The organism is Streptomyces sp. VRA16 Mangrove soil, assembly GCF_017377775.1.
Classification (GTDB): domain Bacteria; phylum Actinomycetota; class Actinomycetes; order Streptomycetales; family Streptomycetaceae; genus Streptomyces.
In genome coordinates this window covers 1271517-1285040 of the sequence record NZ_JAFVLN010000001.1, presented here as the reverse complement: position 1 = coordinate 1285040, position 13524 = coordinate 1271517, and the positions used below count along the sequence as shown (strand labels likewise).

Genomic DNA, 13524 nt, shown 5'->3' with positions numbered 1-13524 from the left:
GGGAGCGTCATGAGGTGCTGGTGCATGCGCTGCTCGACGGGCTGGTCCAATTGACTGCCGCAGAGTGATCGGCCGAGCCGGTCAGGAGAACCGCCTGGGCCACGGTCGTGGTCCGACAGGCTGCTGCTGCGATGATGGGGACATGTCTGCTGGCAAGGCGCCCGGGAAGCACGGCGGGTATGCGAAGGGACGCCTTCGTCGTGAACAGATCGTGTCGGCTGCCGCCGAGGTGTACGCGGATGTCGGCTACCACGGCGCCTCGGTGCGGGAGATCGCGAAGCGAGCCGGGATCAGCCACGTAGGGCTGCTCTACTACTTTCCCGACCGGGAGGCGCTGCTGACGGCTGTGCTGGAGCGGCGGGACGAGGAGGACCGTGCGCACGTCGCGCCGAAGGACTCCTCGCCGCAGGCAGCGGTGCAGTATCTGGTCGATCTGGCCGATCACAATGCCCGGCGTCACGGGATGGTCGACCTGTACGTGCGCCTGGCGGCCGAGGCCATCACCGAGGACCATCCGGCGCACGGGTACTTCCAGGCGCATTACGCGACCACGCGCGCGTACGTGCGTCGGGCGCTCGGGGAGTTGGCCGAGCAGGGAGCGTTGCGCGACGGCGTGGAGGCCGAGTCCGCGGCAGTTGCCTTTGTGGCGTTGATGGACGGGTTGCAGGTGCAGTGGCTGACCAGCCCGCACGAGGTGGACATGGCGAAGGTTCTGGGCTCGTTCGTGCAGCAGCTCCTCAGGGAGCCTTCGGCGTAGCGTCGCGCAGTCGCCACAGGAGAAGCACCGCTGCGGCTGCGGTGGCGAGTTCGCCTGCGGCCAGTGCGGCCCACACTCCGCTGGTTCCCAGGTGCCCCAGGGTGGCGACGAGCGGCACCTTGATCAGGAGGAGGGCGCCGATGGATATCAGGTACGCGGGGGTGGGCCGCCCCAGGGCCTGGGCGTAGGCGGCCACCAGGGGGCCGATGCCGGCGGCGGTCAGACCGATGGCGATGACGCGTAGTGCGTGCGCTGCGGTGGTGATGGTGTCGGGGTCGTTGAGGAACAGGCGGGCCAGGGGCTCGGCGAGCAGGGCCAGGGCTGTGGCGGTGAGCAGTCCGTACAGCAGGGAGGCGAGGAGGGCGAGGTTGCGGGCGCGCAGGGCGCGGTGGGGCAGGCCGCGGCCGCTGTTGTAGCCGACGATGGGCTGCAGGCCCTGGCTGATGCCGGTGTGGGGCATCAGTACGAAGGTCTGCAGGCGGGCGCAGACGGCGTAGGCGGCCAGTGCTGTGGCCGATCCGGCGGTCGCGAGGGTCGCGTTGACGAGGACGGCCAGGAGCGTGACGCCGGTTCCGGCCAGGAACGAGGGCAGGCCCACGCCGAGCAGGGCCCGCAGCGTCGGGCCGTGGGGACGCAGGTCTTGCAGGGTGACGCGGTAGGGGCGGCGGCGCTGCACGAAGAAGAACCACAGGCTCATCGCCGCGGATACGGCCTGCCCGCCGACGGTGCCGAGGGCCGCGCCCCGCACTGCCATGTCGAACCCGAAGATCAGCAGGGGGTCGAGCGTGATCTGGACGGCGACGGGCACCAGCCACAGCAGCGTGGAGTAACCCATCCTGCCCTCGGCGCGTACGAGGCTGGAGAAGCCCGTGGACACCAGGGCTCCGCACAGCAGGACCACGGCGTAGGGGCGTGCGCTCTCGCGAAGTCCGCCCTGGGCGCCGAGCAGGGTGAGCAGCGGGTTGAGGAAGATCAGGCCGAGCACGGTGGTGGCAGTGGCGCAGGCCCAGAAGAGGGTGAAGGAGTTTCCTGCGGCTCGGGCGGCGGCCTGTCGGTCTCCTGCGCCGAGGGCACGGGAGACGAGTGAGGCGCCGCCCGCGCCGACGGTGGTGGACACCGCGCCGAGCAGCAGCAGGAGCGGGGCGACGAGGTTGACCGCGGCCATGGCCGTGTCGCCCACCCCGTGGCCGACGAACCAGGCGTTGGTCAGGGCGTAGATGCCGTAGGCGCCGACGGCGGCGGTGGTCTGGGTGCAGGCCCGCCACAGCAGCCGGCCCACCGGCTCGATGCCGAGCCGTGTGGTGTGGTCGGTCGCCGTGGCAGGTGCGGTACGCCGGCATATCACCGGCGGGTGCGGCCGAGCAGCGCCATCGCTTCGTCGAGGCGGGTGCGGGCCCAGTCGTACTGCTTGGTGTCGGTGTGCCCGCGGAACACCGTCTCGATGACCATGATCAGCATCAGGTGGAGGCAGTACAGGCGGCGGCGTACCTGTTCGGTCCCGGTCGGCTCGGCCTGGCCGTAGCCGCGCAGGAAGGGGGTGGCGTCACCGAAGGCGGACATCTGGGTGCCGGTGAAGCCCGCTTCGATCAACGGGTCGCCGTAGAAGGCCCGTTCGTGGTCGATGATGCAGGCGATCTTGCCGTCGCGGACCATGACGTTGCCGTCCCACAGGTCCCACTCGACCAGGCGCGGTTCGGTCACCTCGTCGAGGGCGGCTGCGTGCTCGGCGACCACCGCGCGCACGGTGTCGTACTCCCATCCGATGTCGACACAGCGCCGCTCGCCGTCGGCCAGGACGTCTTCGACGATGCCGGTGAACACGCGCCGCCAGCTCGGGTCGTGGGGCCCGGCCAGCGGGCCGAATCCGGTGCCCCGGATGGAGTTGATCTCGCGGTTGGCCGCGCCGAGCTGCTCCATGCAGGCGTCACGCTCGGCTGCGGGCAGTTGCGCGGAGATGATGCCGAGATTGTCGGCGTCGATGTACGGCATGAAGAAGTAGTCCGCGTCGCACAACTCGTGGCTCTGGTCGGCGAAATGAACGTCGGGGACCGGTACCGACGTGTGGGTACGGATCAGGTCCAGCGTCCTGAGTTCGATCGACATGGCGCCGCGTTCGTAGGTCATCACCTCCACGTGCGGGGGCGGGGCGATCTTCAGGACGACGTCGGCGCCGTCGCGAAGCCGGATGCGGTAGGCGACGTTGAACCAGCCGTGCCCCAGCTCTTCGGCCCAGCCGTCTCCGGTGGGGACCTGCCCGGCTCCGTAGGCGCGCTCGATCATGGTGCGCAGCACCTCCGGGGACTGCCGGTTCTTGGTGATGCTCTCCACACCCTGTCCTTTCGGTGATGGCGATCGTTCGCGGCGCCGCCGACGGGCGTCGGATCCCCGGATTGAGTCGACGGCCGGCCCGGATCGGGCTGACAGGCGGCAATGCTTACCACGTGGTCTACATTCTCGCCCGCGCGAGTGTACGTTCGTACGCGCAGAGAGCGAAAGGGGCAGGGAGGAAGCCGCGGCAAGACTGCCACCGGGCCGTGACGGGGCGGCCTTCGGCGACGCCCGGGCCGCATCCACGGCGGGACGCCCCCCTGCACCCCTCCGCGCTCCTCCACACACACCTCGCCCCCGCCGTTACGGCGGGACAGGAGGACTCGCCCGGGAGTGTACGTTCGTACGCTCCATGGATAGGGTGGAGTCCATGCCGACGGACTACTTCGCGCAGGATTCGCGCACCAACCTCGAACGCATGCTGGCCGGCGACCTCTACATCGCCGACGATCCCGATATCGCCGAACGGCAGCAGCGGGCCGTACGCCTGGCCGCCCACTATCAGGCCGCCTACATCGAGGACGTCCGCGCCGCCGAGCCGGTACTGGCCGAACTGCTGGGAGCGGTCGGCGACGAGGTGCATGTGCGGCCGCCGCTCCACGTCGACTACGGCAGCAACATCACCATCGGCTCCCGTACGTTCGTGAACTACAACCTGACCGCGCTGGACGTGGCGGCGATCGTCATCGGCGAGGACTGCCAGATCGGGCCGAACGTCCAACTGCTGACTCCCACACACCCGTTGGAGCCGCAGCCTCGGCGCGACAAACTGGAGGCCGCACAGCCCATCACCATCGGAGACAATGTGTGGCTCGGCGGCGGCGTGATCGTCTGCCCCGGCGTCACGATCGGAGACAACAGCGTGATCGGCGCGGGGGCCGTGGTCACCAAGGACGTTCCCGCGAACGTCGTCGCCGTGGGAAACCCCGCCCGGCCGATCCGCACACTCTGAGGGACAGCGCATGACCACCGGACACACCGACCCGCAACGCCGCGAGCGCATCCTCGCCGCGGCCCTCGACCACATCGCGGACGAGGGCGTGGCCGGCGTGTCCCACCGCAAGATCGCCACGCGTGCGGGCGTGCCGCTCGGCTCGATGACGTACCACTTCAGCGGTAAGGACGAGTTGCTCCGTGAGGCCTTCACGAGGTTCGCCGACCAGATCGTGACCGTCTTCGAGAAACACCTGAGCCGGCCCGCGACACTCGAACAGGCCCGACAGGCCGTGACCGACCTGGTGCACACGCTGTCCGAAGGCCCGCGCCGCGACCTGGTCCTGGCCCAGGAGCTCTACACCCTGGCGGCCCGCCGCCCGGAGTACCAGGAACTGACCCAGGCGTGGATGCGCCGCAGCCGCCAACTGCTGGAGCGGCACTTCGATCACGACACCGCCCGCCAGCTCGACGCGCTCATCGAGGGACTCACGCTGCACCGTGCCCTGGACAACGGCGCACCGCACAGCCGCGCGCTGACCGCCGAAGCCGTCAGGCGCATCACGACCGCCTGAGGGCGGCCTCCGAACAGCCCGTGGGGCGCGACCCTGACCCCGCGCCCCACGGGCCTCGCTGTCCCCTCCCCCACCCTTGGACGCTCCCGCGCCGGGGCGCGCCCGGCGCTTGCGCCAGCATGAGCAAGGTGCGGGCGGCTTCGTCGAGTTCGGCGGTCGCCGGTGCCCTGCGTCGCACGCTCGCTGAAGATCGTCGGGGCCGAGGGCGCCGGTTCCGCTGCCGCGCGCATGTCCGGGCTGTCCTCGAAGTCCGCGACGTTCGCACAGCTGCCACACCCGGCACACCCGGCACACCCTGCAAGGATGGACGAAAACCTCCGCGCGATCGCCAACACGACGAACGCGGCCTGGCGCTAGGAGCCGTCGTCCGTGTCGAGGGCGTGTTCCTTGAGGTAGGCGCCCGCATGGGCTGCGGCTTCTTCCGCGGTTGGGTGGCTCGCGCCATCGGTGTTCGCGGCGGATGCTCCATCAGCGCCCACGCCTGTCCAACTCCACTCGCCGGAAGGCGCCTGCACCAGTTCGGCGGTCCCACCGAAGAGCGCGAGCGTGCTCACGCCTGCCGTCGCGGACGTTGCGCGACGGACGGCGTCGGGCCACTTCTTGCGGGCGCCCTGCCGTGTGATGCCCCAGACAGCCCCCAACTGCTCGTAACTGGCGCCGTAGGAGCCAGCGGTCGCTGCCGCGTGCGCGGTCAACCGTTTGACCTCGGCGTCCATCACCTTCCAGGCGGCCAGGACGGACAGCGCCACGTCGACGGGATCCGCATCCCACATGCGGTCCGCGGGCAACCCGGCTTGTCGGAGGCGGATCGCCGAGGCCACCGGATTCAAGGCGTCGTACAGCGCCTCGTCGAGTTCCGCCTGCTCTTGCGGGGTGATCTCAGAGATCGTCATGCGACAACTATAGTTTCCAACTCGCCGCAGGGGAACTAGAGTTTACGTACCACCTCGCCGTATGCGCTCAACCACGGGAAACGTCGGCGAGAGCAACACCGAGGCCGAGCTGTCCACCCGGGAGCAGGGGCGGGCGGTGCGGCCGGAAGGTGCTGCCGCCCATGGCGGCGACGTTGGACGGCCGCTACACGGTGCGTCCGGGCTGATAGTGCTTGCCCGCTGCGACAACCGTCCTCACCGACTTCAGGGCGGCCAGATCGGCGAGCGGATCCCCGTCCACCACAAGCAGGTCAGCGCTGTGTCCCGTGGTGATCCGGCCCGTCACGTCACCGAGGCCGAGGGCGTCGGCGGCCTCACTGGTGGCCATCGCGATGATGCGCTCCGCGGGCAGTCCGAGATGCTCGTAGAAGCCGAGGCTCGTGGGCAGGCCGTCGAAGCCGGCTCGTTGGACACCTGCGTCCGTGCCCGCGATGAGCCGGACCCCGGCCTCCGCCATCCGTCGCACCGCACCGAACATCGCCTCGGCTCGTTCGGCGCCGAACGCCTTGGGCAGCATCCGCCAGTCGGGGCTGACCGTCGGGCACACCCGGATGCCTTTCTCGACGATCCGGGCGAGAACGTCTTCCCGTACCTCGAACCCGGTGGCCGTCATCCACGAGCAGTGCTCGATGGTGTCGACGCCCGCCTCGACCGCGGCGACGATGCCGTCGGTTCCGTGCGCGTGTGCGGCGACCGGGAGCCCGGCCTGGTGGGCCTCGTCGACCAGGGCCGCCAGATCGGCCGGGGCGAACTGCGTCTCCCAGCTCTGGGCGCCGCCCTTGGTCAGGCCGCCGCCCGTCTCCATGACTTTGATGACCTGGGCACCTGCGGCGCTGTTGCGCTGCACCAGGGCACGGATCGCGTCCGATCCGGAGACCTCGCCCCCGAGGAACCAGCAGTGACCGCCGGGCGGGGTGACCGGGATGCCGGCGGAGACGATACGCGGACCGGCCACGGCTCCTTCCGTGATCTGCCGGGAGAGGCGAATCGCGAGGTGGTTGCGGTCGCCCAGGTCTCGGGCGGTCGTGACGCCCGCGGCCAGCAACTGCTCGGCGTGCCGTTGCATATCGGCTAGCAGTGTGCCGTCCTCCTGCCCCCGGAGCGTGGCGACCGGGTCGGTGCCGGCGTCGAAGCACAGGTGGACGTGCGCGTCGATGAGACCGGGCAGCAAGGTCGCGCCCGGATGGGCCAGGCGGGGCTCGCCCGGCAGGGAACGGCGCTGTACCTCCTCACGCGGTCCGACACAGGCGATCACTCCGTCGCGGATGAGGACGGCGCCGTCATGGATGAGATGACGCTCGGGGCCGGCCAGGACGCGGTCTGCGGTGATCAGCATGTGTCAGTCTCTCTTCGTCGTCGCGGGCGGGTCAGTACCCCGTGCTCGGGGTGTCCGACAACGCCAGGAGTTCATGGACTGCGACCTCGCGGCTGCGCTGAACAGGTATCGCAGTCAGGAGCGTCGACGGGACAGGCACGGCGGAAGCCCTGTCTCCGGCTCCGACCACCGCTCGTGGACGTTCGACGACGGGAGGGGCGTCCTTCCTCGCCGCCTCCGCCCGGCTCGGGATCCGTGATGCCACGGTAGCGACCGTATCCACCTCCTCGTGGACGGCGCCGAGCCCGCCACGACGGGGCATCGCCGGGCAGTCGCTTCCGGTCCGAGGATCCACAGGGGATGATCAAGGCGTTCCGGGCGCCTGCCCGGTCCGGCTCGCATTCCTCGGGGGATCCCTTGCACCGCCTCACTCGCCGTACGACCACGGCTCTGGCCACCGTCGCCCTCCTGACAACCGCGGCAACGGCCTGCTCCGGCTCTGTCGAGACGCCGCGGGCGGCCTCGTCCAAGGAGGAGGCCGGCGCCGCGGCCCCCTCCCCCGCCCGCACAGTGTCCCGGCCCGACCATGAGCGGCTCGACGACGAGGCCCGCAGCCTGCTCACCGGCACGGGCCGTTCAGGCACGGACGACGGCTTCGTCGCGTCCGGGACACTCGCGATCCCCGGGCAGAACCTGGACGAGACCATCAAGGCCGGCACCTCGCTCCACGTGGAGGTGGCCTGCGCGGGAAAGGGTACGGTCACGTTCACCGCAGAATCCGGCACGGCCGAGGCCGTCAGGCGGGTCGACTGCGCGCAATCGGTGACGACGAGATTCCGCTTCACCACGGCAGCACCCCGCCTCGCGGTCCGGGCGGACTCCGCCACGCCCGAAACCGTAGGCACTGCCTACGTGGTGCGCCGCGTCGACTGAGGTCGCTTCCAAGACGCCCAGAGTGAGCGCCACCGCATCCGTGCACGTACGACGACGAGGACGAGGACGAGGGATCGTAGTCGGAGATCTGCACCTGGTTCCGGCGTCATCGGATGATGCAGATGTCCGGCAACGGCGCGTCGTCCCTTTCACCTGCCACCGCGAGGACTCCTCGCGCCGACTGCCGGGCCCGTTCCCATCGCGCGTCGGCGGACAGTGCCTCCCTTGTCCACGGATCCGTCCCCGCGGCCTGGCTCATCTCGCTGAAAACCTCGTCGATCATCCGCAGATGAGGCAGCGCCTCCAGACCGAGCTGCCCCTCCTCGACCAATCGCCCGGCGAGCCGGAAGGCGTCATCGAAGGCCAAGGCGATTTCGTCCGGCGGTACGTCGTGCTTCTCCAGCCAAGCCGACTGAGCCGGCGCGGCTGCCGCGACCACGACAACCGAATCGAGGAGCATGCGACGACGTGGCGATGGGCCAGGAGTGTTCACGTCGTCATCGTGACACGGGCTCCCGTTGAGCCGAGTCGCACCGCGGACGTACGCGATGTGCGCACCCCAGCCCCCGGCAGAAACACATGGCCGGGAGCGCGCGTGCCGCGGCAGGATGATCCCTATGCCTCTGCCCACCCCTGAGCTGCACACCGCGCGCCTGCGGCTGCGGCCGTTCACCGAGACCGACGCGGCGCCGCTCTACGCCCTGCACAGCAGCGCCGACGTGCTGCGCTACTGGGACTCCCCGCCCTGGACCGCGCCCGAGGGCGCCCGGAGTTTCCTCGCGGCCTGCCAAAGGATCGAGGCCGAAGGAACGGGGGCGCGGGTGGCCGTCGACCGGCTCCGCGACGGCGCGTTCATCGGCTGGTGCGGCCTGACCAGTTGGAACCCGGACTTTCGCAGCGCGTCCCTGGGGTACGTCTTCGATGCCTCCGCGTGGGGCCAGGGGTACGCCACGGAGACCGCGCACGCCGTCCTGCGGTGGGCGTTCGACACCCTGGACCTGAACCGCGTACAGGCCGAGACCGACACCCGCAACGCAGCATCCGCCCGGGTCCTGAAGAAGCTCGGCTTCGTCCACGAAGGCACCCTCCGCGAGGACTGCATCGTCAACGGCGATGTCTCGGACTCCTGGGTCTTCGGCCTTCTCCGCCGCGAGTGGCACCCGGAAGCGACGCCGGTCACTCCGGTCGCGCCGGTCACGCCGCCGGTCGACCGTTGACGGGCACCACGGATCCGTCCCCCGGTCCGCTGGGGGACGGCCGTCTCGGGCGGCGTCAGCCCTGTCCCGGCCGGCGCCGGATCCGGCGCCCGCTGATCTGTCGGGGCGTCAGGACGAGCCAGCGGTTCCGGTCGCCACCGGCCCAGGGCTCGGTGAAGGCCAGGTCGGCGAGTGCGCGGGCGTCGTCCGCGTCCGTGACCGGCCTGACCGTACCGACCAGGAGCACGCTCCATCCCTCGCTCATCGCGTCGTCGACCCGGTCCACCTCGAACGCCGCTTCCTTGCCGGCCATGCCCTCGATGCTCGAACCGGGTTGCGTGCGGAACGCGACGCAGCCCTCCTGGGTGACCGAGTAGTTCACCGGCACAAGCACCGGGCCCCGCGGGAGCTGCGCGGCGATCCGGCCCACGCCGTGCGTCGACAGCAGGTCGCGGCACTCCTGCTCGGTCAGGGTCAGGAACTCGGGCTCCCGGGCCCCATCGGCCATGCCGGGCGGCCGGTCGAAGGTTCCGCCGCGCAGTTCCTGGGCCGTGGTCCCCAGTGCGTCCGCCAGACGCATGACGAAGCCCGTCGCCGGGCGCGCCGCCTGCTCCTCGACGTAGGCGATGTACGCGGCCGAGGCTCCGGTTCGCTCGGCGAGGTCCTGTCGGTCGAGACCCAGTTCCTGGCGGCGCGTGGCCACACGGCGCCCGAAGTCGCTGTGCTGCACCGACGTGACGCGGTCGGATCCTGCGGCCTCCGGCATGCCTGGCTCCTTCTGTCCCGCGCACCCGCGAGGTGCGGTGACGGCTCGGTTCCGCCCGGAGCGACTCCTCTCCGGGCGGCCCTTCCATGATCGGTCACATCTCCAGGCACGGCATCCCGTCCGTCCAATGGGATCCACAGCCTCAAACTCGGCACGTCGTACGCCGACGTCGGCTGCGGGGCCGACGGAGTCGGCAGGTACACCAGGCGCAGGTCGGCCTTGACCGTGTCGTCGTCATGTGCGGGGCGCCCTGATCGCACAGGGCACCCCGCACAAGACGCTGGTCTCTTCTCCTTCGCCGCTCAGGCGGCAGTCGTCGTGAAGCTCTGTGCTGCCGTCCCGTCACAGGTGCGTTGGGTGAGCTGGACGCTGTTCGCCGCAGAGGTCGCCGCCGTGAGGCATCGGCCGCTGTGGCGGGCGGTGAAGTGGTAGCGGCCGGTGGCTTCCTTCACCGGGAGCCACTGTTGGTTTTGGCCTCCTCCGTAGGCCCAGAGTTGGAGCGGTGCGTTGTCGGCGGCCGATACGTCGGTCACGTCGATGACCTGTTGGGAGTTGAGGCGTACCCCGATGCTCCGGTAGCCGCTGTCGGTCGTGGCGAGGCGGAACTGCTGGGCCTGGGTGCCGTTGCAGGTGTACTGCTGGATCGCGGTGCCGTTGGCGGTGGCGGCCGCGCGGGCGTCGACGCAGGTGCCGTTGCCGACGTTCTTCAGGGAGTACCAGGACGTCTCGGAGAGGGTGTCGTCCGGTGGCGGCGTGGTGCTGTCGGCGCCGCCGAGCCACTTCAGGCCGTCCAGCAGGAAGCGGTTCTGTGTCGCGCTGGCGAACGTCGACGACGTACGGGTGTTCGTGTCGTAGTTCATCGCGTTGTGGCCGAAGTTCGCGTACAGCATCTTGTACTTCGTGTTGGTCCACAGGATCGGGTAATAGCCGCTGTACCAGGACTGGTCGGGGTCGGTGCCCAGCGGGAAGCTGCTGGGGTCGACGGAGGCGAGGATCTTGATGTCCGGGTTCTGCCGCAGGTCGTCGGACCAGCTGTACCACTCGCTCACCGACGACGTGAACGTCGCGGGCAGGTTCATCGTGGAGGGGTGCGTACGGTCCTCGACCTTGAGGGTCGCGGACGTCGGGCCCCAGGTGTTGGACTTGAAGTTGCCGCTGCCCAGGAACGTGTTGTGGTACCAGGACCAGCTCGCCGCGTCCGTCGTGAAGGCGGAGACGTGGAAACCCATCCAGGCGCCGCCGCCACGCATGTACTGCTCGAATCCGGTGCGCTGGGCGGCGGTCTGCGGGAGGTCGTCGAGGAACAGGACGACCTGATAGGCGTTGACACCGCCGTTGGCGAGCAGGTTCCAGTCGTTGCTCGCGGTGTACGTGAAGCCGTTCGCTGCCGCCTGTTCGGGCAGCCAGTCGTTGGCCTCCTTCTCGAAGTCGATGTGGGCCGCGTCCCAGGTGCCGCTGTAGAGGCCGAGCACCTTGAAGGGGGCCGCCGCTGCCGCTGTGTCGCTCGTGTGGGCCTCGGCGGCCGATGGCGCGGCCAGAGCGAGCAGGGTCGCGAGCACCAGGAGGGTGCGTCTTAGGTGTCGATACATCGGGTGTCCGTCCTTCCGGTCCGGTCGTCTACGGGTAGGTGGTGAGGTAGGCGACGTTGGAGGTGGCGTTGGACGGGCCTCCCGTGTTGTTGATGACGTGGCTGATCGTGCCGGTGCCGCCGAGCGAAACGGTGACCATGTCGTGGAACCTGACCCCGGAGGTGTTCGGCACCTCGAAGGCGCGGTCGGCCACCACGCTGGAGTTGGTGCTGAAGTAGCAGTAGCTGCCGAGTCCCCACGCCTCATGGCTGGTGACGGAGTCGGCGACCTTGTAGGCGGGGTAGCCCTTGCCGCTGCCGTTCATCCACGCGGCCTGGTTCGGCGGGTCGTAGGGCATCTCGTTCTGGAAGAAGTAGGTGCGGCCGCCGTTGCCGTTCCAGAGGACCTGGGTCTTCTGGAAGTGCTCGACGAACAGGCCGTACGCGGTGACGTCGGCGCCGTTGACCACGAGGCCGGTGTCGGCGGTGTTGGTGGTCCAGCCGACGGTGCCGCCGTTGCCGTGGTCGGCCCGCCAGATCCAGGTGTGGTCGATGATCGTGTTCGCGCTGTTCACGACCAGGGAGTTGGTCGCCTTGCCGACAGTGGCGCCGCCGACGCGGACGAAGAAGTCCGAGAGCTGGATCGGGTCGGCCGCGTGGTTGCCCGAGGCGCCGTTCGGGCCGATCCGCACCAGGGTCTGGGAGCTGGTGGTGCCCGCGTCGATGAGGAGGCCGGCCAGCTGGACGCCGTCGACGTCCGCGGTGCTGATCGCGGTGATGCCGCCGTCCGGTACGAGGGTGGCAAGGCCCATGCCGAGGACGACCGTGTCGGGGCGGGTGATGTTCAGCGTCTGGTCGAGGTGGTAGACGCCGGGGGTGACCAGGAGGTTCTTACCGGCGGCGAGGGCCGCGTTCATGTCGGCGGCGGTGGCGCCGGGCTTGACGATGAAGAACTGGTCGAGCGGGAGCGAGGTGCCCGCCGGAGTCTTCCCGCTCCAGGTCGTGCCGGTGGCGTTGGTCCGCAGGGCGGGCACGAACACCTTGTAGGCGCCCGCCCCGTCCACGTACAGGAAGGGCTTCTCACGGATCGTCGGGGTGCTCGCGACGGTGGTGTACGTCGGGAAGGACTGGGCGGGCGCGCCCTGGTCGCCGACGAAGACCATGTTCCAGTTGGAGCCCGACCAACTGCCCATCTGGGAGTTGCGGGTCAGGAACTGCTGCTGGGAGCCGGAGCGGATCTGTCCGTCGATCTTGCTGTCGGAGATGAAGCCGCCGCTGGACCAACCGCCGTCGTCCAGGGCGAGGTTGCCGCGGACGTGCATGCGCCGGTACGGGGCGGCCTGCGAGACGGCCCAGCGGTCGGTGCCGCCGGTCGGGTTGACCGACAGGTTCTCGGCCGAGCGCCAGAAGTTCTGCGTCGCGTTGCCCTGGAACCAGTCGGCCTCCGCGTGCACGGAGCCGTTGACGGTCACGTCGTCCGGGGAGAGGCCGAGGCCCGCGACCTGCGTGTAGAAGCCGACGTTGGCGTCGGCGCTGTACGTACCCGGCTTGAACAGCAGGGCCTGGCGGGCCGCGCCGAACTGGTTGGTCTCCTGCTGGGCGAAGACCGAGTTCAGCTTGGACTGGATGCTGGAGGCCGACATCGATGGGTCGAAGACCGTGACGTTGGGGCCGAAGTCCGGAGTGCCGGGCGGGTTCGTCGCCCCTCCCCCGAGGGTGAAGGACTGCGCGGCCGTGCCGTTGCACGTGTACTGCGCGAGTTGCACACTGTCGGCGGTGGAGGCGCCGGGGACGTCGAGGCACTTGCCGCTGTTGCGGTTCACGAAGTGGTACGAGCCGTCGGCCTCGGCGACGGGAAGCCACTGCTGGTTGGCGCCGCTGGAGTACGACCACAGCTGAACGGCGGCGGAATCGGCGGTCGACACGTCGGTGACGTCCCACGCCTTACTGCTGTCCAGGGCACTGTTCACGCGGTAGTAGCCGCCGCTGGTGGCGACCAGCTGCCAGTTCTGGGCATTGCTGCCGTTGCAGCTGTACTGCTGGACGGCGGTGCCGTCGGCGCTCGCCGCCGAGCGGGCGTCGACACACTTGCCGCTGCCCTTGTTGATCACGGTGGTGTAGCCGGCGGGGAGGGCGGCGGCCATGGTGGGCTGCGCGCTCGCCGGTGTCCGTACGGCGACGTCGATGCCCGTCGCGGTGGTCGCCACGAGTGCGACCGCGGT

The 13524-nt window shown here is 69.8% G+C and carries 13 protein-coding genes; 5 read left to right on the top strand and 8 right to left on the bottom strand.

What is annotated here, in order from left to right; all coding sequences use genetic code 11:
* Positions 1–142: 142 nt before the first annotated feature.
* The gene (locus J3486_RS05750; protein ID WP_207818813.1) at positions 143–757 is read left to right on the top strand and encodes a TetR/AcrR family transcriptional regulator; all 615 of its coding nucleotides are present in this window, start codon (positions 143–145) and stop codon (positions 755–757) included.
* Here J3486_RS05750 and J3486_RS05745 read toward each other — a convergent pair.
* A complete protein-coding gene (locus tag J3486_RS05745; RefSeq protein ID WP_207818812.1) occupies positions 738–2102 on the bottom strand; it encodes an MATE family efflux transporter in 1365 nt (454 codons plus the stop codon). The genes J3486_RS05750 and J3486_RS05745 overlap by 20 nt on opposite strands.
* Entirely contained in the window at positions 2099–3085 is a 987-nt protein-coding gene (locus J3486_RS05740) for a phosphotransferase family protein (protein ID WP_207818811.1), read from the bottom strand. The genes J3486_RS05745 and J3486_RS05740 overlap by 4 nt, the downstream gene beginning before the upstream one ends.
* A gap of 370 nt (positions 3086–3455) precedes the next feature.
* On the opposite strand from J3486_RS05740, the gene J3486_RS05735 reads away from it, so the two are divergent.
* Together J3486_RS05735 and J3486_RS05730 are read left to right on the top strand one after the other, a co-directional pair.
* Positions 3456–4037: a sugar O-acetyltransferase gene (locus J3486_RS05735; protein ID WP_207818810.1), complete on the top strand. Its 582-nt coding sequence runs from the start codon at positions 3456–3458 to the stop codon at positions 4035–4037.
* 10 nt (positions 4038–4047) lie between these two features.
* Positions 4048–4593, top strand: coding sequence for a TetR/AcrR family transcriptional regulator (locus J3486_RS05730; protein ID WP_207818809.1), 546 nt, complete (start codon positions 4048–4050; stop codon positions 4591–4593).
* A 353-nt stretch (positions 4594–4946) separates the two neighbouring features.
* Here J3486_RS05730 and J3486_RS05725 read toward each other — a convergent pair whose 3' ends face one another.
* Both J3486_RS05725 and J3486_RS05720 read right to left on the bottom strand, forming a co-directional pair.
* Positions 4947–5486, bottom strand: a complete 540-nt coding sequence (locus J3486_RS05725) for a hypothetical protein (protein WP_229377425.1) — start codon at positions 5484–5486, stop codon at positions 4947–4949.
* Positions 5487–5670: 184 nt separating this feature from the next.
* On the bottom strand, positions 5671–6861 hold the full coding sequence (locus tag J3486_RS05720) for an amidohydrolase family protein (protein ID WP_207818808.1): 1191 nt from the start codon (positions 6859–6861) through the stop codon (positions 5671–5673).
* A gap of 396 nt (positions 6862–7257) precedes the next feature.
* On the opposite strand from J3486_RS05720, the gene J3486_RS05715 reads away from it, so the two are divergent.
* Positions 7258–7773, top strand: a complete 516-nt coding sequence (locus J3486_RS05715; protein WP_207818807.1) for a hypothetical protein — start codon at positions 7258–7260, stop codon at positions 7771–7773.
* A gap of 106 nt (positions 7774–7879) precedes the next feature.
* Here the strand turns inward: J3486_RS05715 and J3486_RS05710 are convergent, their stop codons facing one another.
* Complete coding sequence (locus J3486_RS05710) at positions 7880–8233, bottom strand: hypothetical protein (RefSeq protein WP_229377423.1); 354 nt, start codon at positions 8231–8233, stop codon at positions 7880–7882.
* A 157-nt stretch (positions 8234–8390) separates the two neighbouring features.
* On the opposite strand from J3486_RS05710, the gene J3486_RS05705 reads away from it, so the two are divergent.
* Positions 8391–8990, top strand: coding sequence for a GNAT family N-acetyltransferase (locus tag J3486_RS05705; RefSeq protein WP_207818806.1), 600 nt, complete (start codon positions 8391–8393; stop codon positions 8988–8990).
* A gap of 55 nt (positions 8991–9045) precedes the next feature.
* Here the strand turns inward: J3486_RS05705 and J3486_RS05700 are convergent, their stop codons facing one another.
* The 3 genes from J3486_RS05700 to J3486_RS05690 all read right to left on the bottom strand — a co-directional run bounded on the left by J3486_RS05700 (position 9046) and on the right by J3486_RS05690 (position 13509).
* Positions 9046–9735, bottom strand: a complete 690-nt coding sequence (locus J3486_RS05700) for a pyridoxamine 5'-phosphate oxidase family protein (RefSeq protein WP_207818805.1) — start codon at positions 9733–9735, stop codon at positions 9046–9048.
* 302 nt (positions 9736–10037) lie between these two features.
* A complete protein-coding gene (locus tag J3486_RS05695; RefSeq protein ID WP_207818804.1) occupies positions 10038–11324 on the bottom strand; it encodes an RICIN domain-containing protein in 1287 nt (428 codons plus the stop codon).
* Positions 11325–11352: 28 nt separating this feature from the next.
* Positions 11353–13509 carry an RICIN domain-containing protein gene (locus J3486_RS05690; protein ID WP_374194691.1) on the bottom strand — a complete coding sequence of 719 codons (2157 nt, stop codon included), beginning with the start codon at positions 13507–13509 and terminating at the stop codon, positions 11353–11355.
* Positions 13510–13524: the final 15 nt, after the last annotated feature.

Coding starts and splice junctions, on each gene's coding strand:
- J3486_RS05735 (WP_207818810.1), top strand. CDS start 3,456: ATGCCGACGGACTACTTCGCGCAGGATTCGCGCACCAACCTCGAACGC.
- J3486_RS05695 (WP_207818804.1), bottom strand. CDS start 11,324: ATGTATCGACACCTAAGACGCACCCTCCTGGTGCTCGCGACCCTGCTC.
- J3486_RS05725 (WP_229377425.1), bottom strand. CDS start 5,486: ATGACGATCTCTGAGATCACCCCGCAAGAGCAGGCGGAACTCGACGAG.
- J3486_RS05700 (WP_207818805.1), bottom strand. CDS start 9,735: ATGCCGGAGGCCGCAGGATCCGACCGCGTCACGTCGGTGCAGCACAGC.
- J3486_RS05730 (WP_207818809.1), top strand. CDS start 4,048: ATGACCACCGGACACACCGACCCGCAACGCCGCGAGCGCATCCTCGCC.
- J3486_RS05750 (WP_207818813.1), top strand. CDS start 143: ATGTCTGCTGGCAAGGCGCCCGGGAAGCACGGCGGGTATGCGAAGGGA.
- J3486_RS05705 (WP_207818806.1), top strand. CDS start 8,391: ATGCCTCTGCCCACCCCTGAGCTGCACACCGCGCGCCTGCGGCTGCGG.
- J3486_RS05720 (WP_207818808.1), bottom strand. CDS start 6,861: ATGCTGATCACCGCAGACCGCGTCCTGGCCGGCCCCGAGCGTCATCTC.
- J3486_RS05710 (WP_229377423.1), bottom strand. CDS start 8,233: ATGCTCCTCGATTCGGTTGTCGTGGTCGCGGCAGCCGCGCCGGCTCAG.